The sequence below is a fragment of the Pseudomonas sp. BF-R-30 genome, assembly GCF_019956175.1.
Classification (GTDB): Bacteria; Pseudomonadota; Gammaproteobacteria; order Pseudomonadales; family Pseudomonadaceae; genus Aquipseudomonas; species Aquipseudomonas jessenii.
Map to the genome: position 1 here is coordinate 254,537 of NZ_JAHBDE010000044.1, position 22,400 is coordinate 276,936.

The 22,400-nt window shown below is 57.5% G+C and carries 22 protein-coding genes; 13 read left to right on the forward strand and 9 right to left on the reverse strand.

Going from position 1 to position 22,400, the window contains the following annotated elements; translation table 11 throughout:
* Window position 1 precedes the first annotated feature (1 nt).
* The 6 genes from KGB20_RS21700 to KGB20_RS21725 all read right to left on the reverse strand — a co-directional run bounded on the left by KGB20_RS21700 (window position 2) and on the right by KGB20_RS21725 (window position 6,303).
* Window positions 2-391 (reverse strand): RidA family protein, encoded by a 390-nt coding sequence (locus KGB20_RS21700; protein WP_154909045.1) that lies wholly within the window; start codon window positions 389-391, stop codon window positions 2-4.
* 59 nt (window positions 392-450) lie between these two features.
* Window positions 451-1,776, reverse strand: coding sequence for an OprD family porin (locus KGB20_RS21705; protein ID WP_154909046.1), 1,326 nt, complete (start codon window positions 1,774-1,776; stop codon window positions 451-453).
* 80 nt (window positions 1,777-1,856) lie between these two features.
* Window positions 1,857-3,185, reverse strand: a complete 1,329-nt coding sequence (locus KGB20_RS21710; RefSeq protein ID WP_095966169.1) for an MFS transporter — start codon at window positions 3,183-3,185, stop codon at window positions 1,857-1,859.
* 175 nt (window positions 3,186-3,360) lie between these two features.
* A complete protein-coding gene (locus KGB20_RS21715) occupies window positions 3,361-4,599 on the reverse strand; it encodes a Zn-dependent hydrolase (RefSeq protein ID WP_154909286.1) in 1,239 nt (412 codons plus the stop codon).
* 22 nt (window positions 4,600-4,621) lie between these two features.
* On the reverse strand, window positions 4,622-5,551 hold the full coding sequence (locus tag KGB20_RS21720) for a 2-hydroxyacid dehydrogenase (RefSeq protein ID WP_154909047.1): 930 nt from the start codon (window positions 5,549-5,551) through the stop codon (window positions 4,622-4,624).
* Complete coding sequence (locus tag KGB20_RS21725) at window positions 5,548-6,303, reverse strand: class II aldolase/adducin family protein (protein ID WP_150813087.1); 756 nt, start codon at window positions 6,301-6,303, stop codon at window positions 5,548-5,550. The genes KGB20_RS21720 and KGB20_RS21725 overlap by 4 nt, the downstream gene beginning before the upstream one ends.
* Before the next feature lie 159 nt (window positions 6,304-6,462).
* On the opposite strand from KGB20_RS21725, the gene KGB20_RS21730 reads away from it, so the two are divergent.
* The 7 genes from KGB20_RS21730 (at window position 6,463) to KGB20_RS21760 (ending at window position 13,699) form a co-directional block, all read left to right on the forward strand.
* Entirely contained in the window at window positions 6,463-7,467 is a 1,005-nt protein-coding gene (locus tag KGB20_RS21730; protein WP_154909048.1) for a LysR family transcriptional regulator, read from the forward strand.
* 209 nt (window positions 7,468-7,676) lie between these two features.
* Window positions 7,677-8,699, forward strand: a complete 1,023-nt coding sequence (locus KGB20_RS21735) for an amino acid ABC transporter substrate-binding protein (RefSeq protein ID WP_154909049.1) — start codon at window positions 7,677-7,679, stop codon at window positions 8,697-8,699.
* A gap of 62 nt (window positions 8,700-8,761) precedes the next feature.
* Complete coding sequence (locus KGB20_RS21740) at window positions 8,762-9,898, forward strand: amino acid ABC transporter permease (protein ID WP_150813084.1); 1,137 nt, start codon at window positions 8,762-8,764, stop codon at window positions 9,896-9,898.
* Window positions 9,888-10,979 (forward strand): amino acid ABC transporter permease, encoded by a 1,092-nt coding sequence (locus tag KGB20_RS21745; RefSeq protein WP_154909050.1) that lies wholly within the window; start codon window positions 9,888-9,890, stop codon window positions 10,977-10,979. The genes KGB20_RS21740 and KGB20_RS21745 overlap by 11 nt, the downstream gene beginning before the upstream one ends.
* A gap of 11 nt (window positions 10,980-10,990) precedes the next feature.
* Window positions 10,991-11,380: a RidA family protein gene (locus KGB20_RS21750; protein ID WP_150813082.1), complete on the forward strand. Its 390-nt coding sequence runs from the start codon at window positions 10,991-10,993 to the stop codon at window positions 11,378-11,380.
* A 160-nt stretch (window positions 11,381-11,540) separates the two neighbouring features.
* Entirely contained in the window at window positions 11,541-12,497 is a 957-nt protein-coding gene (locus tag KGB20_RS21755) for an ornithine cyclodeaminase family protein (RefSeq protein WP_154909051.1), read from the forward strand.
* 89 nt (window positions 12,498-12,586) lie between these two features.
* Window positions 12,587-13,699, forward strand: coding sequence for a CapA family protein (locus KGB20_RS21760; RefSeq protein WP_154909052.1), 1,113 nt, complete (start codon window positions 12,587-12,589; stop codon window positions 13,697-13,699).
* 23 nt (window positions 13,700-13,722) lie between these two features.
* Here the strand turns inward: KGB20_RS21760 and KGB20_RS21765 are convergent, their stop codons facing one another.
* A complete protein-coding gene (locus tag KGB20_RS21765) occupies window positions 13,723-14,457 on the reverse strand; it encodes an amino acid ABC transporter ATP-binding protein (protein WP_150813079.1) in 735 nt (244 codons plus the stop codon).
* Window positions 14,458-14,782: 325 nt separating this feature from the next.
* Between KGB20_RS21765 and KGB20_RS21770 the strand changes: the two genes are divergently transcribed.
* Window positions 14,783-15,475: a GntR family transcriptional regulator gene (locus tag KGB20_RS21770; RefSeq protein WP_154909053.1), complete on the forward strand. Its 693-nt coding sequence runs from the start codon at window positions 14,783-14,785 to the stop codon at window positions 15,473-15,475.
* Between the two features lie 165 nt (window positions 15,476-15,640).
* Here KGB20_RS21770 and alr read toward each other — a convergent pair whose 3' ends face one another.
* A complete protein-coding gene (gene alr, locus KGB20_RS21775) occupies window positions 15,641-16,879 on the reverse strand; it encodes an alanine racemase (protein WP_223508479.1) in 1,239 nt (412 codons plus the stop codon).
* Window positions 16,880-17,128: 249 nt separating this feature from the next.
* Window positions 17,129-18,175 (reverse strand): ornithine cyclodeaminase, encoded by a 1,047-nt coding sequence (locus tag KGB20_RS21780; RefSeq protein WP_154909055.1) that lies wholly within the window; start codon window positions 18,173-18,175, stop codon window positions 17,129-17,131.
* A gap of 621 nt (window positions 18,176-18,796) precedes the next feature.
* Here KGB20_RS21780 and KGB20_RS21785 point away from each other — a divergent pair.
* Genes KGB20_RS21785 through KGB20_RS21805 form a run of 5 tightly spaced genes read left to right on the forward strand, consistent with a single transcriptional unit; the run spans window position 18,797 to window position 22,378 of the window.
* Window positions 18,797-19,576 (forward strand): transporter substrate-binding domain-containing protein, encoded by a 780-nt coding sequence (locus tag KGB20_RS21785; RefSeq protein WP_154909056.1) that lies wholly within the window; start codon window positions 18,797-18,799, stop codon window positions 19,574-19,576.
* A 59-nt stretch (window positions 19,577-19,635) separates the two neighbouring features.
* Window positions 19,636-20,361, forward strand: a complete 726-nt coding sequence (locus KGB20_RS21790) for an ABC transporter permease (protein ID WP_102669631.1) — start codon at window positions 19,636-19,638, stop codon at window positions 20,359-20,361.
* Window positions 20,358-21,068 carry an ABC transporter permease gene (locus tag KGB20_RS21795; protein ID WP_154909057.1) on the forward strand — a complete coding sequence of 237 codons (711 nt, stop codon included), beginning with the start codon at window positions 20,358-20,360 and terminating at the stop codon, window positions 21,066-21,068. The genes KGB20_RS21790 and KGB20_RS21795 overlap by 4 nt, the downstream gene beginning before the upstream one ends.
* 56 nt (window positions 21,069-21,124) lie before the next feature.
* Window positions 21,125-21,886 (forward strand): ABC transporter ATP-binding protein, encoded by a 762-nt coding sequence (locus tag KGB20_RS21800; protein ID WP_154909058.1) that lies wholly within the window; start codon window positions 21,125-21,127, stop codon window positions 21,884-21,886.
* A gap of 12 nt (window positions 21,887-21,898) precedes the next feature.
* The gene (locus KGB20_RS21805) at window positions 21,899-22,378 is read left to right on the forward strand and encodes an Lrp/AsnC family transcriptional regulator (protein ID WP_007974731.1); all 480 of its coding nucleotides are present in this window, start codon (window positions 21,899-21,901) and stop codon (window positions 22,376-22,378) included.
* Window positions 22,379-22,400: the final 22 nt, after the last annotated feature.

Consider the following 22,400-nt stretch of genomic DNA (forward strand, 5'->3'; position numbering starts at 1 on the left):
CTTACCTCTGCTTTGCTGAATCAATGAGTTCGGCCACACAATCGATTTCCAGTGCCACCCCCCAGAGTGCCACGCAGACCGTGGTTCGTGCCGGCGGCGCATGGCCGAGTACCTCGGTATAGACCCGGTTGAAGGGTTCCAGTTGAGCTGGATCGGTGAGATAGCCGTTGACCTTGATCACGTGATCGAAGTCCGAACCTGCCGCGATCAGGATGGCTTGCAGGTTACGCAAGGTCTGGCGCACTTGCTCTTCGAAGCCTTCGGGTTGCTGATCCAGTCCGCCTACGGCGGGTATTTGACCGGCAGTGAACACCAGATGGCCGCTGACCACTGCCTGGGAGTAAGGACCGACCGGGCCGATTGTGCCGGGTGCTGCCTGTATACGTTTCATTAATGAACCTCGCTGAGAATAGAGGCCCGCCGACCCGGCATGGGCGGCGGGCCGGTGAATCAGAACAATGCCAGGGTGTAGCTGGCGAACAAGCGGTTCTGGTCCTGATTAGCGTCGGCTTCGGAGTGCAGAACGCCATAGCGCCAACCGAAACCAAGGCCTGTGAACGTGCCGTCCTGGATAACGTAATCCAGGGCCAGATCACGCTCCCATTCCTGCTGATCGCTACCAGAAGTGGTCTTGATCTGGCTGCCTTTGAGATAAACCATCGACGCGCGAAGGCCCGGTACGCCCGAGGCGGCGAAGTCATAGGCGTACTGGCCGAACCAGGTGCGTTCGCCGGCCCGGTTGAAGCTGGTGAGCATGCGGTCGGTGAACAGATACAGGCTTGCGCCACCGGCCCCTTTGTCCACCAGGGAGCCCTGGTTGAGCTGGACGAAGTTGCTGCCATCGGAAACGCTCTGGTAACCGCCGGTCAACCCGTGGCCACCAAGGCTGTAGGTGAAGAGGGCGCTCCAGGTGCGGTTGTCGATTTCACCGGCACCGTTTCGGCTATAGCCACCGACCCGGTAACCGTCGGCCCGTCCGCTGACCGTGCTGTTGGCGCCGTCAGAAGATGTATCGAAGTAGCGCAGGTCGGTCTTCAACGACTGGCCTTCGCCGAGTGCGAGCACATGCTGCAGCCCGAAAAAGTGCTGGGTGTAGTAGTCCTCGAGATTGGCCAAGTAATACTGCGCGGTCAGATCTTTAGTGACTTTGTAGTCGGCACCGGCGAAGAGAAACTGGTTGCTCTCCTGACGCCCACCGCTGACCGCCAACCCGGTGCTGTCACTGGAGCCACGCCCGGTAGCGTGCTCCAAACGGCCGGCGGTCAAGGTCAGCTTGTCGAGATCGTTGCTGGTGATCTGGCCGCCTTCAAAGGTCTGGGGCAACAGGCGACCGTCGTTCGCTATCAGGATCGGCAGCTTGGGCGTCAGCGTGCCGTAACGCATTTCGGTCTTGTTCAAGCGGGCTTTTGCGGTCACGCCCAGGCGGCTCCATTCATCGGCAGCACCATCACCATCAGTCGGGATCATCGAGCTGCCGCGATGGCGGCCCTGGCCGCTGTCCAGGGTCAGGCCCACCAGCCCCAGCGCATCGACGCCAAACCCCAGGGTGCCGTCGGTGAAACCGGAGGAGTAATTGAGCATGAGTCCCTGTGCCCATTCCTCGGTCTTGCTCTGGCCGGCGCTGCCGGGCCGGTCGCGGTAGTCGTTGTTGAAGTAGAAGTTACGCAAGCCCAGTGTGGCCTTGCTATCGCTGATGAAATCGGCTGAAGCGACCTGGCTCAGAGTCAAAAGGCAAGCGCCGGCGCTCATGCCAAACAGGTGCAGAGTTTTTTCCATGGTGTACGAATCCAGAGGGAGCGTGAATGGCAGCAGGATCAAGTGCGGGTGGATTTATTCTTGTTGTGGGTCACTTGGTGCTATTCAGCCCGTCCAGCGCTCAAGTCGCGTTTGAAGGTTTCGGTCAGCAGTAACAGGGCAATCAGGGAAATGACCGCAGAGCCAATCAGGTACCAGGCCACTGACGAACCTTTGCCGGTCATTGCCAGCAGGGCCGTGGTCACGATAGGCGTGGCCGCGCTGCCCAGCAGCCCGGAGAGCATGTAAGCCACCGATAGGCCGGAGTAACGCACACGGGTGCCGAACAGCTCGGCGAGGAAGGTTGCGATGGGCCCGTAGTTGGCGGCGAACGCGGTCATCAACAGGCCATAGCCGAGAAACACCAGCGGCAGCTCGCGAGTATCCATCAGCCAGAACATAGGGAAGGCGACCAGCGCTTCACCGACGATACCGGCGATGATCACCGGCTTGCGGCCGAAGCGGTCAGACAGTGCACCGAAGGCTGGCAAGAGCACAATGCACAGCGCACAGGAGGCCAGTACCACGCTGAGCATGATGGTGCGGCTGAAGCCCAGGGTCTGGGTCCCATAGGTCAGGCCGAAGGCGACGATGATGTTGAAAGATGCGCCGGTCGACATGGTTGCCACGCCGCCGAGCAGGACTTGCTTCCAGTATTTGCTGAAGACTTCGGCCAGCGGCAGCTTGATTTGCGGCTCGCTGGTTTGAGCCTTGTGGAACGCAGGTGTCTCGGTAATGTTGAGGCGGATGTACAGGCCCACGGCAATCAGCAGCGCGCTGGCCAGGAACGGGATGCGCCAGCCCCAGGCAAGCATGTCTTCAGCCGGCAGCAGCCAGGCGATCGCCAGGAAGGCCAGGTTGGCAATCATGGTACCGGCCGGCACGCCGATCTGTACCCATGAGCCATATAAACCACGCTGGTTGGCGGGGGCATGCTCGACGGCCATCAACACCGCACCGCCCCATTCACCGCCCAGTGCCAGGCCTTGAATGATCCGCAGGGTTAAAAGCAGGATCGGTGCCCAGATGCCAATGCTGGCGTAATCCGGTAACAGACCGATGGCAAAGGTTGCCGCACCCATGGTCAATAGCGAAATCAGCAGCATCGATTTGCGCCCAAGCTTGTCGCCGTAGTGGCCGAACAAGGCAGCCCCGACGATGCGCGCACCATAAGCCGAAGCGAAGGTGCCGAAGGCCAGGAGGGTGCCAATCAAGGCATCGAACGCCGGGAAGAAAATCTTGTTGAACACCAGGGCGGAAGCCGTGGCGAAAACAAACAGGTCGTACCATTCCACCGTGGTGCCGATGACGCTGGCGACGGCGACTTTTTTCATGTTGACGCTGGGTTCGACCGTCGGGGTAGCGGTCTGGATGCACGCGGAGCTGTTCATGCCTTTTTCTCCAAATTGAGCGTTGGGCTCAGTGGATTGATTTATTGGTTGGCAGTGTGGGTAACGGTGATGCTGTAGCTGGAGATCGGTTTTATTGTTTTTCAGGCGCAAACGGGCCCTGCCTCGGAGGTCGTGTGAATGACGCAACCTCAGAGGTTCGTTGTTGCTTGCATAATCAGTCGCTCAGGTGCTGAGCTCGTTGCAGTACCGCATTGAGCAGCACGTCGCAGCCCATTCGTACATCGTCCGGCAGGGCGTCTTCGGCTTCGTTGTGGCTCAGGCCACCGACACAGGGAATGAAGACCATAGTGGTGGGGCAATGCCCGGCGAGGTGAATGGCGTCATGCCCGGCACCGCTGACGATGTCCTGATGGGGGTAACCCAGCGCCTGGACCGCCGAACGCACAGCGGCCACGCAATCGGCATCGAAGGGTGTTGCGGGGCTGAGCCAGTGACGACTGATCGCCAGGCTCAAACCGCGCTTATCAGCCACGATTTGCAAGCGCTCGCATACGGCTTGCTCCATTGCGGAAATCTGTTCGTCTTCGTGGTGGCGCAGATCGACAGTAAAGTTGATCCGGCCGGGGATGGTGTTGCGCGATGACTTGGCGATCTCCAGCTGGCCCACCGTGACCAGCCCCTTAGGTGCGAAGTCTCTGGCGATGGATTCCAGCACGCTGGCCATTTCCGCGACACCGAACAGGGCATCCTTACGCAACGGCATCGGTGTGGTGCCGGCGTGGGCACTGACACCGCCAACCTGCACATCCAGCCAGCAGATCGCCTGGCCGCCAGTGACAACGCCTACTGGCAGGCCGTTGTCCTCCAGGATTGGGCCTTGTTCGATATGAGCCTCGAAGTAAGAATCGAAGGCCCGCTGCAGGGGAAGGTCTCCACCATGGCCAATATCGGCCAAGGCTTCAGCGACGCTGATGCCCTGGGCATCACGGGCATCCAATGCGGTTTGCAACGGCAGAATGCCAGTGAACACCGCCGAACCGAACATGGCCGGAGTAAAGCGCGCACCTTCCTCATTGGTCCACACGGCGATTTCGATGGGCTGGCGGGTTTCGATGCCTTGATCATTCAGGCAACGCACCACCTCCAGTCCGCTCAGCACGCCGTAGATACCATCGAAGCGACCACCTTTTGGCTGGGTGTCCAGGTGACTGCCCATGACGATCGGCGGCAGGGCATTGTCCTGGCCTTCGCGGCGGGCGAAAAGATTGCCAATGGCATCGAACGCGATACTCAAGCCAGCCTCACGGCACCAGCCCATGAACAACTCGCGGCCAGCCAGGTCTTCCCTGGAAAGGGCCAGGCGACAGTTGCCGCCACGCTCGGTGGCGCCAATTTTGGCCATGTCCATCAGGCTGCCCCACAGGCGCTCACCGTTGACCTTGGATACTTTCATCATTCACCTCTTGTCGCGTGTCTTAATAGCCCAGGGACGTATCGACCGGGTTGTTCAGGGGTTCACCACGGGCCAGCCGCCGCGTGTTTTCGGCAATCTGGCTGGCGATGCAGTCGTGGGACGCCGCCGATGCCATGTGCGGGGTAACGATCACCCCGGGCATGCGCCACAGGCGATCATCGACCGGCAGGGGTTCATGCTCGAAGACGTCGAGCACCGCACCGCGCAGCTGACCGCTGCTCAATGCCTGTTGTAGATCGTCGATGCGTACGTGCTGGCCGCGACCGCAGTTGACGACTACAGCACCAGGCGCCAAGGCCTTGAAGGTTTCAGTGCAGAGAATGCCTCGGGTCGCCGGGGTCAACGGCAGCAGGTTGATCAATAGATCGAGGCCTTCGAGAAAGCCACTGAACGCCTGGTCGCCGCTGTGGCAGACCACGTCGGGTATGTTTTTGACACTGCGCGCCCAGCCGTGAACGCTGTAGCCGGCACTGGCCAGGTCTTCGGCAATGGCTGCGCCCAGCGAACCCAAGCCCATCACACCGACCTTGAAATCCTTTGCCTGAATCTGTATCGGGCGCTGCCAGAGCTGGTCAGGCTGCTGCTGCAAGACCTGATCGAAACGTCGGTGATAGTGAATCACCGCCCAGCGTACGTACTCGGTCATGCCTTGGCGGTGCGCGGGATCGACCACTCGGCACACGTGCAAGTTCGGGCAGCTGGGATCGGTGTGCAAGTGATCAACACCCGCGGCAACCGAATGCACCAGTTGCAGATTGGGCAGCGCGCCCAAACTGTTGGCCGGCGGGAACCAGCATGCCGCGACCAGTGCTTCACTGGCGACCGGGTCATCGGCCAGCACTACCCGTATGTCTGGCGCCTGACGGGCAAAGGCCGCTTGGAGCTGGCCGAGCAGGATGCTGTCGCGCGACAGCAGTACGACGGTGTTCATGAGCAATAGGACTCGCGCTGGTCTTCAATCAAGGTCAAGGCGGCATTCCAGCTCAGCCCCATGATTTCCTCGGCTTCGTCGCGGCCGAACTGTTCTGCTGTGTGTTGGCAGACTTCTTTGCTGGGGTAGACCAGCTGGCTGCCGCCGGCCAGCGCCGCGACCTGCGCCTGGCAGGCGCGCTCCAGGAAGTGAATTTCGTGGAAGGCTTCAGCCACGTTTCCACCGGCCGCCAGCAGGCCATGGTTACGCAGGATCATGGCCTTGTGTGGCCCCAGGTCGGCGACCAATCGTTCACGCTCGGCCAGCGACAGCGCAATGCCTTCATAGGTGTGATAAGCCAATTTGCCGTAGAACTTCAGCGCATGCTGGCTGATCGGTAACAGACCTTGCTCCTGGGCGGCCACAGCCATCCCGGCTGCGGTATGGGTATGCACCACGCAATTGAGATCCGGGCGGGCCATGTGGATCGCCGAATGAATCACGAAGCCTGCGGCGTTGACACGGGTGCGCTCGTTCGCACCGCCCACCACCTGACCATACTGGTCTATGCGCACCAGGTCGCTGGCTTTCATGCGATCGAAGATCACGCCGTAGCGGTTGATCAGGAAGTGGTGTTCAGGGCCTGGAATGCGCAGGGTGATGTGAGTGTCGATCAGGTCGGTCATGCGAAAGTACGCGACCAGTCGATACAGTGCGGCCAGCTCGCAGCGGGCTTTCCACTCGGCGGGGGCAATGTTGTCGGGTGTGTACATGTAAGTTCCTTTCTCTGATTATTTTACCGACAGGGATCAATCGGATCACGGTAACGCTCTGCCCTCTGGCGCCTTCGTGCTTTATCTCGTAGCCTCTATAATTAAGCAATTTGCTAATCCTTAAGCGCTGATTAAGTCACGCTAATAATGGACATTAAGATGAGCAGCAAAAACTCGAATGAAGAGCTAATGCAGGCTAGATGGGGAGGGCGGCGTTTCCTCAACGATCGTCTGGACTGGAATTTGTTGCGCACGTACCTGGCGATTGGTCAGGAAGGGAGCATCAGCCGTGCTGCGGCGCGGCTGTTCATTACCCAATCAGCCGTCAGTCAATCGCTCAAGCGGCTGGAAGAGCAGTTGGAGTGCGCCTTGATTTCGCGCAAGGGGCCACGCTTCGATCTCACTGAGGCAGGGGAAGAAATACTGCGGATTGCCGAAGAGATGTACGGCAACGTGTCGCGCATCGGCTCGGCCATCGAAGGCCCCCAGGATGATGTGGTGGGGAAGGTTCGCCTGCTCTCGATCAGCCGGGTGCAATCGACGGTCTATGATGATTTTCTCGCGAATTTTCATCTCAATCATCCGCGTGTGGAGTTGGAAATAGAGGTAATGCGCAGCTCCGACATTCTCAGTTCGCTGATACAGAAGACCGCCACCGTCGGTGTCGGTTTATGCCGCATCGCTCAACCCAAGCTTGAGCAGCGTTGTCTGATACGTCAGCGATATGCGTTCTTTTGCGGAAAACGCCATCGCTTTTTTGGCGTGCGGGGCCTGGATCTGGCTGAGCTGCAAGGGGAAAATTTTGTCAGCTTCACGAGCGACCAGATTGGCGGCAATCTTTCGCCGCTTACCGTGTTTCGTGACCAACAGGGCTTCACCGGCAAGATCGTCGCGTCGTCATCAAACTTTGAAGAAATACGCAGGTTGGTGATCGCAGGATTTGGTATCGGCTGTTTGCCAGAGCACTTACTCGATATTGACCTCTACAACGGCATGCTCTGGCGCCTGCCGCCCCGGGATGGAGTCTCCGACGTGGACATTCACTTGTTGTGGAACCGCGAGCAAAAAATGACCCATGCAGAAACTGTATTTCTTGAAAGCTTCCAGCATGCCATCGCAGTTGCAGAACAATCCGTTGATCAGAAGGTCGACCAGGAAGTCTGACTTTTGATGGGCATCATCCGTGATTTGGGTCTGCGCAATCCCGATGGGCTGCTTGAGCCATTGCGACACACGCCGGTGATCAGCCACCTCGCAGCGCACCCGATCTAAACTCAAAACAAATTGCCAATGCGACCATTCTTGTGGCTTGACAGCCGCTCGCAAAGTCATATAGCTTGAAATCGTATACTTTCTACCGAGTGGAGAATCTGATGACACGTCTAAGAGTTCTTTTCGCATCTACCGCAGCAGCCCTGGGGCTTTCATTGGCAATTTCTGCACCGGTACAGGCCGATACCTTGTCGAAAATTCGAGAGCGTGGAGTGCTTGTCTGTGGTGTGCACCCGGGCCTGGTCGGCTTTGGTGCGCCCAACAGTGCAGGTGATTGGCAGGGGTTTGATGCGGATTTCTGCAAAGCCTTTGCGGCGGCGATTTTCGAGAAGCCGAAAGTCAAGTTTGTCCCGCTGTCCGATCAGGCACGTTTCACGGCGCTGCAGAATGGCGAAGTGGATGTCCTCTCTCGGAACAGCACCTGGACCCTGACGCGCGATACCACGATGGGGCTGCAATTTCCGGTGGTGGACTTCTTCGACGGCCAAGGCTTTCTGATCAACAAGAAACTGGGCGTCACCAAGGCGGCAGAACTCGATGGCGCTACGGTCTGCATTCAGCAGGGCACCACCAGCGAGTATGTGGTTCGCAATTTCTTCGACAAGTTGAAGATCACATTCAAACCTGTGGTGATCGAAAGCGGGACTGAATTCTTCTCGGCCTTTTTCGCAAGCCGCTGCGATGTAATCACCAGCGATGTGTCGCAGTTGGCGGTTATCCGGCTCAACTCAGGCAACCCTGAAAACTACGCCATCCTTCCGGATGTGATCTCGAAGTCGCCAATGGGTCCAGTCGTGCGGGGCGATGACAAGCACTTTGCAGACATCGTCAAGTGGACCGTCTTCGCAACCTTTACTGCAGAAGAACTCGGTATCACCAAAGAAAACGTTAAACAAATGCTCACCAGTAACAACGAAGACGTCCGGCGTCTTCTGGGTGTAACACCTGGCGTTGGGGCAGGGCTGGGTCTCAAGGATGACTGGGTGATCAATGTCATCTCCGCGGTAGGCAACTACAAAGAAATCTTCGAGCGCAACGTGGGTGCCAATACTCCCTTGCAGATGAAGCGTGGCCAGAATGCCCTGTGGTCGGACGGTGGCCTGCTGTACGCCCCGCTTTTCTGATCCGCGATGTGAATGGCTCAAACGCCGCGTAGATGGCGAATCAGAAACGAGAGGTGAAGGTCATGTCGGCAAGAGATGGCGCAGTTAAACACCAACACCGGGCAGTCACGGTGTTGGTCCAGCTTGTAGTACTCACGGCTGTCGTGATTGCGGTTTGGTATTTCGGGCACGTGATTAACGAGCGCCTTACACAGAAAGGGATCAATACCGGGTTCGGCTTTCTGTGGACTCGCGCCGGCTTCGACCTCAGCGAAAGCATGATTGCTTTCAGCGGTGACAAGTCATATGCGTACGCCTTGCTAGCGGGGTTTTCAAACACGTTGAAAGTGGCGTTTTGCGCCATCGTGTTCTCCGTGCTGCTCGGGGTATTGGCGGCGCTGGCTCAGTTATCGAAATTCGGCCTGGCCAGACGAATTGCCAAAGTGTATGTCTCGACGATCCGCAATACACCGCTACTGCTGCAGTTGTTCTTCTGGTTCGCTGTTTTTACTTACGGTCTACCAGTCGTCCGGGAGGCACTGGAGCCGGTACCGGGTGTGTTCATCAGTAATCGCGGGATCAATTTCCCGTGGCCGTCCCCCTTCGCATTGACAGCAATCGTCGCGATCTTTTGCACCGTCGTGGCGTTTGTCCTCAGAAGCGTGCGCACCGGTGGCAGCACACTGAAAAACCCGGGAGCGTTGCTGATACTCCTGAGCCTGGTTGCCTTCGTGTCCACCGCTTATGCCCTGTGGTCCGGGCAAATGACATTTGAATGGCCCACAGCGAGCAAGTTTTCAATCGGCGGCGGCGGGCACTTTTCACCCGAGTTCATGAGTATGTTCATCGGGCTCTCGGTGTACACGGGCACTTACATAGCCGAAGCGATCCGTGGGGCCGTGCAGTCCATTGCCCAGGGACAGATTGCCGCAGGTTATGCGCTGGGCCTGACGCACTTTGGCGTGCTGCGTTACATCGTGATGCCACAAGCCTTCCGGATCGCGATGCCGGCGGTGGTCAGTGAACTTCTGAACCTGATGAAAAACAGTTCGCTCGGTGTTGCCGTGGGATACCCGGAACTGGTCTCGGCGGGAAATACCGCCATGAATCAAACGGGGCAGGCCATCGAATTGATCAGCATTTTCATGCTGGTTTACGTCACGGTAAACATTATTACGACGCGGGTAATCGGTCTTTGGGAGAAACATTATGTCTGGTGATCTGAATAATGGTGCCCAAGTGTCGATTGTCGCACCCTTGACGCTGATCCAGCGTCTGAAAGGCCTGGGCTCGGGTATGCCAAGCCGGATTGTGCTCGGCGCGCTTTTTCTCTGGGGCGTCGTTTTGGTTGGCCCAGATATCTTCAAATGGCTGTTGCTTGATGCAACCTTTAGTGGCGATGCCGCGCAATGCCACCAGAACGGAGGCGCTTGCTGGGCGTTCATCGGCACCAAGCTCAATCTCATCCTGTTCGGGGCCTATCCTCCGGAATCGCTTTGGCGTCCGATCACCTTCGTTGCATTGATCGCGGCCGTTGCGCTCTGGTGTTTGTTTCGAGTCCGCCATCACACAGTGGCCATTGTGTTGTGGGTACTGGCCGCGTTGATTGGTTATCTATTGATGAGTGGCGGACTGTTCGGTCTTGAGTCAGTGGATCGTGCGCGCTGGGGTGGACTGCCGATCACCCTGCTGATCAGCATTGCCGGCCTCGTGTGTGCGTTCCCTCTGGGTGTACTGCTGGCGTTGGGGTGTCGGTCGCAGATGCCGCTTGTCTCTGTTCCGTGCCGGCTTTATGTGGATCTCATTCGTAGTGTTCCGGCGATCACTATTGTCTTCATGACCTTTGCGATCATTCCGTTGATACTTCCGGACGAGCTTATTTTCGACAAGCTTTTTCGGGCAGGTATCGGTCTCTCGTTGTTTACCGCCGCTTACTTTTCCGAAGCCTTGCGCGGTGCCCTGCAAGCACTTTCAGTCGGTCAGCGCCAAGCGTCGGCAAGCTTGGGGTTCGGTTATTGGGGCAGTCATGCCTACGTCATCTTGCCGCAAGTCATCGCCCATTCGCTGCAACCGATTGCCAACATCGCCATCGCGTTCGTCAAGAACAGTTCGCTGTTGATGATCATCGGACTTTTCGATTTGCTTGGATCGGCAAGATCAAGCCTTTATGACGAAAACTGGCAAGGGTTCTACAAAGAGCTCTATCTGTTTGTCGGCGTCATCTACTTCGTTATCTGCATGTATATCCAACACTACGTTGCGTCGATTGAGCGTGAACGTAGGGCCCGCCTGTATCAATAATGGATGCCTCCATGAAAGAAATAATAGAAGTACCGTTTTTATCTGACGCGCTAAGACGTTTGAATACACCGACTTCTTTGCTGATTCGTTCGGGCTCGATGCTCTATACCTGTGGCCTGCCGCCGCTCGATCCACTGACCGGGAATATAGTTCGAGGCACGATTATTGAACAGACGCATGCTGTATTGCAGGTGATGAAAGTTGTACTTGAATCGGCAGGATCGTGCCTCGATAACGTCGTGAAAACCACGATCTTCGTGACGGATCCATCGATGATGGATGAGGTAAACACAGTGTATCGCAAGTATTTCCCTGAGAATCCACCCGTCCGCTCATTCGTTGCAGTCAAGCCTTGGCCGTTTCCGTTTGATATTGAAATCGATGTAGTTGCCCATCTTTAGAAAACCGATGTGCAGGGTTGTATTGAGTAAGAAGTATCAGTTCTCTTGGTAGCTTCAAGCTATTCAACTAGTTGTTTGAATACTCTTTCCCATGAACTCGAACCGAGTGGTTTCGACGTTTTAGGCTTTCTGTCAGATGCTCGATGAAGGAATGAATTCGATGAAAAATGACATTGCCGTACTTGATTCAGTTCAAGTGGCCAAACTGATCGATCAGATTGATGTGCTGTCCGCATTGCGTCGTATGTTCCTGGCGTTGGGACAGGAAAAGGCAGTGCAACCGCCACAACTGCGCAATCCGTTTCCCAATGGGCAGGGCAACTTTATCAGCTACCTCGGAACGCTTGCCGAGGAGCGGGTCTTTGGTGCAAAGCTCTCGCCCTATATCCCGCTTCCGGAAGGGGCTCTGGTGACGGCCTGGACGTTGATGATGTCGATGGATGACGGTCAACCCCGTTTGCTCTGTGATTCGGGACAACTGACGGTTGAGCGAACGGCGGGAACCACTGCACTCGCCGTCGATTTGCTCGCGCCCACGGATGTCAGCAAGCTGGCCGTGGTGGGAGTAGGGCGGCTGGGGCAGGCTCATGCCCGGCATGTCTCGGCACTGCGCAAATGGGGGGATATCAGGTTGTATGCACCCAATATTGATGCTCTGCCAGCGTCCGAGCAGCAGGCACTCAGGGACATCGATCCTCGCGTGAGCATCCATACCGAACTGGCCAGTGCGGTCGAAGATGCGGATGTCATCATGCTGTGCACCTCGGCCGGTCGAACGGTGCTTGACCCTGTCACGCTGAAAAAACCGGCGCTGATCACTTCCATTTGTACCAATGCACCCTTGGCACATGAAGTACCGCCAGAGTCCTTGCTGAACATGAGCGTCTATTGCGATTACCGGGCTACAACGCCCGACAGCGCAGGGGAAATGCGCTTGGCAAAAGACCAGCATGGCTGGTTACCCGAGAGTATTTGCGGGGATTTGCCCGAGCTGATGACGGGAGCCGCCCGACTTCCCGATCCCGAGCGCCATACCTTCTTCCGCTCAATCGGGCTGGGGCTGGAGGATATCGCCATTGCCAATGAGCTTTATCAGTTGCATATGAAGAACAACTGAGTAGAGGTTCAGAAGTCGTTCTGCCTATTTCAGCGTAATAATAAGCCGGGGGATGGAAACATCCCCCGGCTTATATTCGGGAGGGTGCCATGGCAGCTGTTACCGATACGCTTAAGCTGTTTCTCTCCGGCGACGTCATGACTGCCCGCGGCATCGATGCAGTACTGCCGCATCCTGGCGATCCGCGGCTTTACGAAGCTTACGTCAAGAATGCCGGCGACTACGTCCGGCTGGCAGAGCGAGTCAATGGCCCGATTCCCCGCCCAGTCGATTTCACCTATGTCTGGGGCGCTGCGCTGGATGAGTTCGAACTTCGCCAGCCACACGCACGCATCATCAATCTGGAAACTGCGGTATCTCACCGCGGACGACCGGAGCCAAAGGGCATCAACTACCGCATGAGCCCGGAGAACTTCCCGGCCATCAGCGCAGCCGGCATCGACTGCTGCGTGCTGGCCAACAACCATGTGCTGGACTGGGGGGCAGCCGGCCTGGCCGATACGCTAGATACCCTGGCGAGCAATGGTATGTGCAGCGCCGGTGCCGGGCACAACCGGCGATCTGCCGAAGCGCCTGCCGTATTGCTGCAGCCTGGCGGGCGGCGCCTGCTGGTGTTTGGCGTCGGCGCACCCGACAGCGGCATTGCGTCGGACTGGGCCGCCACGGATAAGGGCGCGGGCGTCGCGCGGCTGGAGGATCTGTCGATGCAAAGCCTGCGCCCTGTGGCCAAACGGATTCTCGAGGGCAAAAAACCGCGGGATCTGGTGGTCGCCTCCATTCACTGGGGCGACAACTGGGGGTTCGATATCCCGCGCGAGCAGCGCTGGTTCGCCCATGCCTTGATCGACGAGGCCGGAGTTGACGTGGTGCACGGGCATTCCTCGCACCACGTCAAAGGCATCGAGGTCTACCGCGAACGCCTGATTCTCTATGGCTGCGGTGATCTTCTGAACGATTACGAAGGCATCGAAGGCTACACAGCCTTTCGCGGCGACCTGGGGTTTCTATACTTTGCCTCGCTGGACCCGGGCGGGCACCTGCAGTCGCTGGACTTGGTACCCACCCGCCTGCGTCGCTTTCGCATCTGTCGCGCCGAAGGGGATGACCGTCAATGGCTGCACGACACCCTTTCTCGCGAGTGCGCACGCTTGGGCAGCAGCATCCAGCCGGGCGCGAAAAATGCCTTTGAGTTGCGTTGGTGAGTCCCCTTGGCGACTCCGCGTGATCAATGTTGCAGGATCTTTGACAGGAAGTCCTTGGCACGAGGGGAGCGTGCTTCGGGAGAGCCGAAGAACTCTTCTTTTTTACAGTCTTCAATGATTTTTCCCGCGTCCATGAAAATCACACGGTCACTGACCTTCCTGGCAAAGCCCATTTCGTGGGTGACGCACATCATGGTCATGCCCTCGTTTGCGAGCTTGATCATGACGTCTAGAACCTCTCCGACCATTTCCGGGTCCAGGGCGGAGGTAGGTTCGTCAAACAGCATGACGATCGGGTCCATGGATAATGCACGAGCAATTGCCACACGCTGCTGCTGACCACCTGAGAGCTGCCCTGGGAACTTGTCCTTGTGGGCACTCAGGCCAACACGATCGAGCATTTTCAGTCCACGTTTGAGCGCCTCGTCCTGGCCACGGCCCAGCACCTTCATCTGGGCGAGCGTCAGGTTTTGCGTCACGGACAGGTGCGGAAACAACTCGAAGTGTTGAAACACCATGCCGACCCGGCTGCGTAGCTTGGGCAGGTTGGTTTTCGGGTCCGAGAGGCTGATACCGTCGACGACAATTTCGCCTTTCTGGAAGGGCTCCAGCGCATTGACCGTTTTGATCAGCGTTGATTTGCCAGAGCCGGAAGGGCCGCACACTACGACGACTTCGCTCTTTTTTATTGCGGTAGAGCAGTCGCTCAGTACCTGAAAGTTACCGTACCACTTGGAAACATTTTTTATGTTGATCACGGTGGTTGTCCTGATGTGGTTGCAGATGGCGCAAGAGGGACGAGGACCTGATCGCAAACGGCAAACCAGGGTGTTTTCATTCCGTCCTACTGTAGAAAGTATACGATTATAGATCCGCCAGCGACAACAACAAAACGATGAATGAGACTTGTATTTCAGATGGATGGGGCGAGGGATTGGACTGAAGTTCGAGAGGGCAGGCCGAGGATGCCGTCCTTGTCCGTTTTCGTATAATCGTATACGGTTGTCCACAGTGATGTAGTTGTTCCTCGTATCTGCCAAACCCAGACACGCCTTTAAATCGCCCCTGGCCACTTAGTGTCATATGTCTAACCAATCACCACTGAAATACATTGCAGGACTGATCCCGCTGGCACGCGTGTCCGCACCGCAATTTGTTGCGGCCGTTATCAGAGAAGCCATCGTCACCGGCGCGCTCTCCGGTAGCGAACCTCTGCGTCAGGACCTGATCGCTACCGAACTCAACACTAGCAAGGTGCCGGTTCGCGAAGCGCTGCGCGAGCTTGAAGGGCAGGGACTGGTCCAATTCCTGCCAAACCGTGGCTTTATGGTGACGCAGCCCTCCCGGCATGAAATGAATGAGTGCTTTGAGTTGCGGGCGGTTCTGGAGCCACTGGCTGTGCGCCATTCGGTACCGCTTTCGACACCCGAGCAACTTGATGCTGTCGAACGCATCATCGATGAGTTCGAGAAAGTTCACGATCCGATCTTGAGCAGCCAATGGAACCTCTCGCTTCATACGGCGCTATATGCTCCTGCGCGAATGAAGCACCTGGAAAACATGATCATCCGTGCGCACACCGTCGCGCAGCGTTATACACATATCTACATGCAGCTGCGCTCAGCAGGGATTGATAGCCAGGACGAGCACCGCGCGATCCTTGCGGCGTATCGGGCTAAAGATGTGGAGGCGGCGGTTGCGTTGATGACAAAGCATGTCAAGCAAGCGTCGGATGAGGCGGCTGAGTACCTGAAAGATCACTTTGAGCAAAACTGATCGGGACTGTATCGATGAGGTCTGTGTAGGAGCCGAGCTTGCTCGCGATGGACTCAAGGCGGCGCGTGTATTCAGAAAACACGCGTTATCGTTAACGTCCATCGCGAGCAAGCTCGGCTCCTACAGATGTCCTGCGTTCGTTAAGTGACTGGTATCAGGCTTCCCTTATTTGGACTTCAAGACTTTCGGATTGGAGTTGCCCCAGATCGTGTACAGGTCCGCCAGCAATGCGCCGTTGATGGTCTCAAGCTCCGTCTGGGTAATCTCTTCATCACCTTGCTTGCCGTAGAGAACGACCTCATCTCCCGCCTGCACGCCCTTGATACCACTGACGTCGACCATCAGCGTGTTCATGGTGACCTTGCCGATCACCGGCGCGCGTTGGCCGCGGATCAGAACTGAAGCTTTGTTGGAAAACGCTCTTCGATAACCATCGGAGTAGCCGGCCGGGATGTTGGCGATCAACGAGTCTTTGCTCAGGGTAAAGGTGCGGTCGTAGCTGATCGTACTGCCCGCCGGGTAGGCATTGACCGCCGCGACCCATGATTTGAACTGCATCACCCGTTGGAATTCGTTATGCCCACCCACCGGGTAGCCATAAAGTGCTGCCCCTGGGCGAACCATGTCCAGCCAACCTTCCGGCACCTCAAGGGTGGTGAAGGTATTGGCGCAGTGCAGGGTGATCCGGCTGCGGTCCAGTTTGGCGTGCTCGATCAACCAGCCGGACTGCTCCTTGAATTTCGCCAGGCCCTGCAGCACATCTTCACGTTCCTCGACTGGGAAGTGGGTCATGATTCCGACGATATTCAGATGATCCAGCCGGGTCAGATCCACCGCCTGTTGTTGTCCTTCAGCCGTGCTCATTTCCAGACCGTTGCGGCTCATGCCCGCCGAATTCAGCGCCAGGTGGACCGGCAGCTTCACGCCCTTGCGGGTGGCCAGTGCATTGAGCTGGCGTGCAACCTCCAGATTGCCTACCAGTTCTTCGATGTTGTAGCGCAGTGCATTCTCGACTTCATCAACGGTAGCGCTGCGCAAACGCATCAGGCGTCCCTTGAAGCCTTTTTCCCGTGCAACACGCGCCTCCTCATTGCTCGCCACGCCGATACAGGTGATGCCCATCCGGATGGCGGAAGGGATCAGTAAACCTATGCCATTTCCATAAGCGTCGGCTTTCATCACGGCACACATCTGGCTTTTACCCGCCAGCCGTTGCTGAAGCCTGGTGATGTTTCCTTCGAAGGCAGCCTGATCAATCTCCAGCCAGGTATTGGCCTGGCCTGATTGATTGTCGACGCGAGCGTGTGCAGGTGTGGGATCGAGTAAAGGGGCGGCATTGACTACCGGCATCATTGCCGTCAAGGCCAGGGCGAGCGTCAGCGTGCTGAGCATGAAACGTGGCATATCGAGTCTTCCATAGTGGATGAGGAAAGCCCGCATGCTGGCGTGGATTTGGCATCAGCCAGGTCCATCAGGCATGGGGCGAGCAGCCATGGAATTTTTATGCAAAGGCGTCGTTTGTTTATGTGGATCCAGGCCGCTGGCGCAGCGGATGGCGCTGTAAAAATGGCTCAAACGACCGAGGGGTTGTTCAAGGTTCCGCCTGGCAGCCGAAGGGGCCGCCAGGTAAACGCTTTGAAGTGTCGAGTGCAGTTAAGCCCGAAGCCTTACATCGTCAGTTGCTGAAGGTTGCAGCAACGAGAACAGGTTCTTGGGATCCTGCAGCTCCGGCACCAGCTGGATGTCGCTGCCAACGTTGAGCGCTCTTGCAACATCCAGCACATAGCGCAAGGCGGAGTAGTCTTCGATGGCGAAGCCGACCGAGTCGAACAAGGTGACTTCCTCGGCATGCTGGCGACCTTGGGTCTGACCATTGATGACTTTCCAGAATTCGATCACCGGTGAGTCGGCGGGCATCTGCTGAATTTCGCCTTCAATGCGGCTTTGTGGTTCGTACTCAACCATGACTCGCGCACGCTCCACGATGTCTCGGTGCAGTTCGGTCTTGCCGGGGCAGTCGCCGCCCACTGCGTTGAGGTGCATCCCGGGCTCGATCATCTCAGGCGTCAAAATCGTTGCGTAGGCCTTGTCGGCCGTGACCGTGGTCACGATATCGGCCCCACGTACGGCTTCCGCGACGGTTTTTGCAACGCTCACCTGTATGGCGGGGTAGGCACGCAGGTTGGCTACCAGCTTCGCCGTCGCGGCAGGATCGATGTCGTAGAGGCTGATTTCAGTAATGCCTAGCAGTGTATGAAATGCCAGGGCCTGGAATTCGCTCTGTGAACCGTTGCCGATAAGTGCCATTCGGCGACTGTCCGGTCGGGCGAGGTAACGGGCGGCGAGTGCAGAAGTGGCAGCGGTGCGAATGGCGGTAGTCAGGGTCATTTCACTCAGCAAGACAGGCTTGCCGGTATCGACGTCTCCCAGTGCACCAAACGCCATGACCGTCAGCATGCCATTGTGCGTGTTCTTCGGATGCCCGTTGACATACTTGAAGGCGTAGAGCGAGGTATCAGACACAGGCATAAGCTCGATGACGCCCTCGGGGGAGTGGTTCGCCAGTCGCGCGCACTTTTCGAAATCCGGCCAGCGTACGTAGTCTTGACGGATGTACTCGGCCATTTCGATCAGGCAACGAGGCAAACCTTTTTCCTGGACGAGACGGCTCAGATCATTGACGTCAATGTAACGGGTCATATTGGGTTCCTTTGGGCTTTTATGGTGTGCCGGTCCGGACTGCCTTTCGCTTTGGCGGCTGAGACTCAGGAGGCGGTCCATGTGTTTGCAACGGACCTATTGTCGAGGCAATGGAGAGAAGATTTCGGCCAATACTGACCCTGGACACAGCGAGACAAGTCGAAAAACACAGAGCGCACAGCGGAATCGGCCGGGTGACAGTGACCGCTCGCATCTCGCTCGCACGGCTCAGGCGCGATGTACTTCACGAAGCATCGTCATGCAGGTAAAGAAGGCCTCAAAGACAAGCACATGTCTTGCGCCGCTCCCTTTTATGTGGGGACACAGTGGGCGACAGAATCGGCTGTGAAAGCCCTTCGTTCAGCACAGGCACGCTGTTTGAACGTGGGGTTACGACACCAGCACCCTCCCGGCAATTGGCATTCTGACGGTCCATTTCAAGCGCTTGTTGATCGCTGTCCGAGATGGAGTGCAACTCCGACGACTGGCACCTTCCAGTCGAAAACAACAACAAAAACGGCTGCGGTGAAGACCGCATCGACTCTCTGCCCCTGTCAAAAAAGTGTGGTCCGACGCAAGCGCCGGATCGCTATAAATCCAAATAATCCGGGACTCTAGAAAATGAACATCAAATGGCTGACTTTGCCGGCACTCGCGTTGCTTTGCTGCACCACGGGCGCCAGTGCCAAGGAATGGAAGGAGCTGCGATTTGGCGTCAACCCAAGCTACCCACCCTTTGAATCCACCACGGCCGATGGCGGGGTTCAGGGCTTCGGCGTGGACCTGGGCAATGCAATATGTGCCGAGCTGAAGCTGACCTGCGTGTGGGTCAGCAATGATTTCGACGGGCTGATTCCGGGGCTCAAGGCCGGTAAGTTCGATGCCATCGAATCTTCGATGACCGTTACCGACGCGCGCAAAAAACAGATCGACTTCACCGATCGCCTGTACGCAGGACCGACCGCCATCGTCACCCGCAAAGACTCCGGACTGCTGCCTACCGCCGAATCGCTGCGCGGAAAAACCATCGGTTACATGCAGGGCACGATTCAGGAAACCTACGCCAAGGCCAAACTGGGGCCAGGCGGGGTGAAGCTGCGGGCCTATCAGAATCAGGATCAGGTCTATGCCGACCTGGTATTTGGCCGTCTCGATGCGTCGATCCAGGACAAGCTGCAAGCGCAGATGAGTTTCCTGACCTCGCCACAAGGGGCGGAATTCCAAAACAGCGAAGGCATCAGCGACCCGTTGGTGCCGTCGGAAATCGCCATTGGTGTGCGCAAGGACAACGAAGAACTCAAAGGCATGCTCAACGCCGCCATCAAGGCCCTGCACGACAAGGGCATCTACGCGCAGATCCAGCAGAAACACTTCGGTGATCTGGACCTCTACAACAACTGATCCTCGTGCCCCAGTCGTTGTATCGCAGCGATCGGGGCGCATCAAGACAGGTGACTGGCGTGAACTCCTTCCTGAATATTCTGGGGCTCGATCTTTCGGCCCTGCAAGGCTATGGCCCTTTGTTGCTGCACGGCACCTGGGTCACCCTCAAACTGTCGGCGCTCGCACTTTTGGTGAGCATGGCGCTGGGGCTGCTCGGCGCGGCGGCCAAACTGTCGCCGCTGAAACTGTTGAATCTCCCGGCGACCTTTTACACGACACTGATCCGTGGCGTGCCCGATCTGGTGTTGATGCTGCTGATTTTCTACAGCCTGCAAGGCTGGCTCAGCGCCCTGACCGAGGCCATGGGCTGGCCCTACATGGAAATCGACCCATTCGTGGCCGGCATCATCACCCTTGGTTTTATCTACGGGGCGTATTTCACCGAGACCTTTCGCGGGGCGATTCTGAGTGTGCCGCGCGGTCAACAGGAAGCCGCGGCGTGCTTTGGCCTGAGCCGTTGGCAGCGCTTTCGTTTCGTGGTGTTCCCGCAAATGATGCGTTTTGCCTTGCCGAGTCTTGGCAACAACTGGCTGGTGCTGCTCAAGGCCACAGCGCTGGTATCGATCATCGGTTTGTCGGACCTGGTCAAAGTCGCGCAAGAGGCCGGCAAAAGTACGTTCAATATGCTTGATTTCCTGCTGCTGGCCGCAGCGCTTTACCTGCTGATCACCAGCGCTTCGAACTACGTTTTGCGTGTGCTGGAACGGCGCTACAACCAGGGTGTACGGGGGATGGCGCGATGATCGAGTTGATTGCCGAATACTGGAAACCCTTTCTGTTCAGCGATGGTGAGACCCTCACCGGGTTGGCGATGACCCTGTGGCTGCTGGTGGCGAGTATTGCCATGGGGTTTTTCCTGTCATTGCCCCTGGCGATCATGCGCGTCTCGCGCTGGGGCGTCTTGCGTTGGCCGGTTCAGCTGTTCACCTACATCTTTCGCGGCACGCCGTTGTATATCCAGTTGCTGATTTGCTACAGCGGGATCTACGGCATTGCGGTGGTCCGTTCGCAGCCATTGCTCGAAGCGTTTTTCCGCGACGCCATGAATTGCACCTTGCTGGCGTTCACGCTCAACACCTGTGCCTACACTGTGGAAATTTTCGCCGGAGCGATCCGCAGCATTCCCTACGGTGAAATCGAAGCGGCCCATGCCTATGGCCTCAGTGGCTGGCGCCTGTATCTGCAATTGATCCTGCCTTCGGCGCTGCGCCGCGCGCTGCCGTACTACAGCAACGAAGTGATCCTTATGTTGCACGCGACTTCGGTGGCGTTCACCGCAACCATCCCGGACATCCTGAAAATCGCCCGGGATGCCAACGCCGCGACTTTCATGACGTTTCAGGCTTTCGGTATCGCCGGCCTGCTGTACCTCGTGCTGTCGTTCGGGCTGGTCGGTGCGTTCCGCCTGGCTGAGAAACGCTGGCTGAGCTTTCTGGGCCCGACCCACTGACTTCCATTCTTTATCCAGAGCGGCGCCGATAAGTGTGCCGCTTCAGGAGTATTCGCATGTACAAACTCACGGTTGAAAATCTGTATAAACGTTTTGGTGACAACGAAGTCCTCAAGGGCGTCTCGTTAAACGCGAGGGCAGGGGACGTGGTGAGCATGATCGGCGCCAGCGGATCGGGCAAAAGCACCATGCTGCGCTGCATCAACTTTCTGGAACGGGCGGACGAAGGCGCCATTGCTCTGGATGGCGAGCGAGTCCTCACCCGCCAGGGCGTCGGCGGCATGCGCGTTGCCAATCCGAAGCAGTTGCAGCGCTTGCGCACGCGACTGGCGATGGTGTTCCAGCATTTTAATCTGTGGAGCCACCTGACCGTACTGGAGAACATCGTGCTGGCGCCGTGTCGAGTCCTGGGCATGAGTCGCAAGGCCGCCGAAGAGAGCGCTCGGGCGTATCTGGACAAAGTCGGCCTGCCGCAACGGGTGGCCGATCAGTACCCGGCGTTTCTGTCCGGCGGGCAGCAACAGCGGGTGGCGATTGCCCGTGCCCTGGCGGTGGAACCGGAAATCCTGTTGTTCGACGAGCCAACCTCGGCGCTCGACCCGGAACTGGTGGGTGAAGTCCTGAAGGTCATTCAGGCACTGGCCGAAGAGGGCCGGACCATGTTGATGGTGACCCACGAAATGGGCTTTGCCCGGCAGGTCTCCAGCCAGGTGTTGTTTTTGCATCAGGGCCGGGTCGAAGAGCTGGGTGATGCTACGATACTCGACCGGCCAAACAGTGAACGTTTGCAGCAATTTCTATCGGGTCGTTTGAAGTGAGGCAAGGCGTACATGGCGGATATCCGCGATCTGTCGATCGTGCTTGATCGTATCGATCAGGCAATCATTGAAGTGTTGCGCCACGAAGGGCGCATCACCTATCAAAAGCTGTCCGAGCGCGTACACCTGACCCCCAGGCCGTGTCTGGAACGGGTGCGCAAGCTGGAACAGCTCGGGGTCATTCGCGGTTATGGTGCGATTCTCGATGAGAAGAAGCTGACGCCGGGCTTGTCGTTGCTGGTGCTGGTGGCGTTGTCGAACCAGAGCGGACGCGCGGCGCAAAAGGCCTTCGAGGCCAAGGTCCGCGCCTGTCCGCAGGTGCTGGAATGTCGTCTGATCAGCGGTGCGTTCGACTACAGCCTGCGCATGCGCTGCCGTGATATGGAACATTACCGGGTGTTGACCGAAGTCTGGTTTGACGACCCGGATTTGCACATCGACAAACTGGTCAGCCACCCGGAACTGGCGATGGTCAAGACCACGATGGAGTAAGCGCTGTCTCTTATACACATCT

Excerpts from the sequence above, each read along its gene's own strand:
- KGB20_RS21785 (WP_154909056.1), top strand. The coding sequence starts at position 18,797 with ATGAACATCAAATGGCTGACTTTGCCGGCACTCGCGTTGCTTTGCTGC.
- KGB20_RS21770 (WP_154909053.1), top strand. The coding sequence starts at position 14,783 with ATGTCTAACCAATCACCACTGAAATACATTGCAGGACTGATCCCGCTG.
- KGB20_RS21750 (WP_150813082.1), top strand. The coding sequence starts at position 10,991 with ATGAAAGAAATAATAGAAGTACCGTTTTTATCTGACGCGCTAAGACGT.
- KGB20_RS21740 (WP_150813084.1), top strand. The coding sequence starts at position 8,762 with ATGTCGGCAAGAGATGGCGCAGTTAAACACCAACACCGGGCAGTCACG.
- KGB20_RS21735 (WP_154909049.1), top strand. The coding sequence starts at position 7,677 with ATGACACGTCTAAGAGTTCTTTTCGCATCTACCGCAGCAGCCCTGGGG.
- KGB20_RS21805 (WP_007974731.1), top strand. The coding sequence starts at position 21,899 with ATGGCGGATATCCGCGATCTGTCGATCGTGCTTGATCGTATCGATCAG.
- KGB20_RS21715 (WP_154909286.1), bottom strand. The coding sequence starts at position 4,599 with ATGAAAGTATCCAAGGTCAACGGTGAGCGCCTGTGGGGCAGCCTGATG.
- alr (WP_223508479.1), bottom strand. The coding sequence starts at position 16,879 with ATGCCACGTTTCATGCTCAGCACGCTGACGCTCGCCCTGGCCTTGACG.
- KGB20_RS21795 (WP_154909057.1), top strand. The coding sequence starts at position 20,358 with ATGATCGAGTTGATTGCCGAATACTGGAAACCCTTTCTGTTCAGCGAT.
- KGB20_RS21720 (WP_154909047.1), bottom strand. The coding sequence starts at position 5,551 with ATGAACACCGTCGTACTGCTGTCGCGCGACAGCATCCTGCTCGGCCAG.
- KGB20_RS21710 (WP_095966169.1), bottom strand. The coding sequence starts at position 3,185 with ATGAACAGCTCCGCGTGCATCCAGACCGCTACCCCGACGGTCGAACCC.
- KGB20_RS21780 (WP_154909055.1), bottom strand. The coding sequence starts at position 18,175 with ATGACCCGTTACATTGACGTCAATGATCTGAGCCGTCTCGTCCAGGAA.
- KGB20_RS21700 (WP_154909045.1), bottom strand. The coding sequence starts at position 391 with ATGAAACGTATACAGGCAGCACCCGGCACAATCGGCCCGGTCGGTCCT.
- KGB20_RS21800 (WP_154909058.1), top strand. The coding sequence starts at position 21,125 with ATGTACAAACTCACGGTTGAAAATCTGTATAAACGTTTTGGTGACAAC.
- KGB20_RS21760 (WP_154909052.1), top strand. The coding sequence starts at position 12,587 with ATGGCAGCTGTTACCGATACGCTTAAGCTGTTTCTCTCCGGCGACGTC.
- KGB20_RS21725 (WP_150813087.1), bottom strand. The coding sequence starts at position 6,303 with ATGTACACACCCGACAACATTGCCCCCGCCGAGTGGAAAGCCCGCTGC.
- KGB20_RS21755 (WP_154909051.1), top strand. The coding sequence starts at position 11,541 with ATGAAAAATGACATTGCCGTACTTGATTCAGTTCAAGTGGCCAAACTG.
- KGB20_RS21705 (WP_154909046.1), bottom strand. The coding sequence starts at position 1,776 with ATGGAAAAAACTCTGCACCTGTTTGGCATGAGCGCCGGCGCTTGCCTT.
- KGB20_RS21745 (WP_154909050.1), top strand. The coding sequence starts at position 9,888 with ATGTCTGGTGATCTGAATAATGGTGCCCAAGTGTCGATTGTCGCACCC.
- KGB20_RS21730 (WP_154909048.1), top strand. The coding sequence starts at position 6,463 with ATGAGCAGCAAAAACTCGAATGAAGAGCTAATGCAGGCTAGATGGGGA.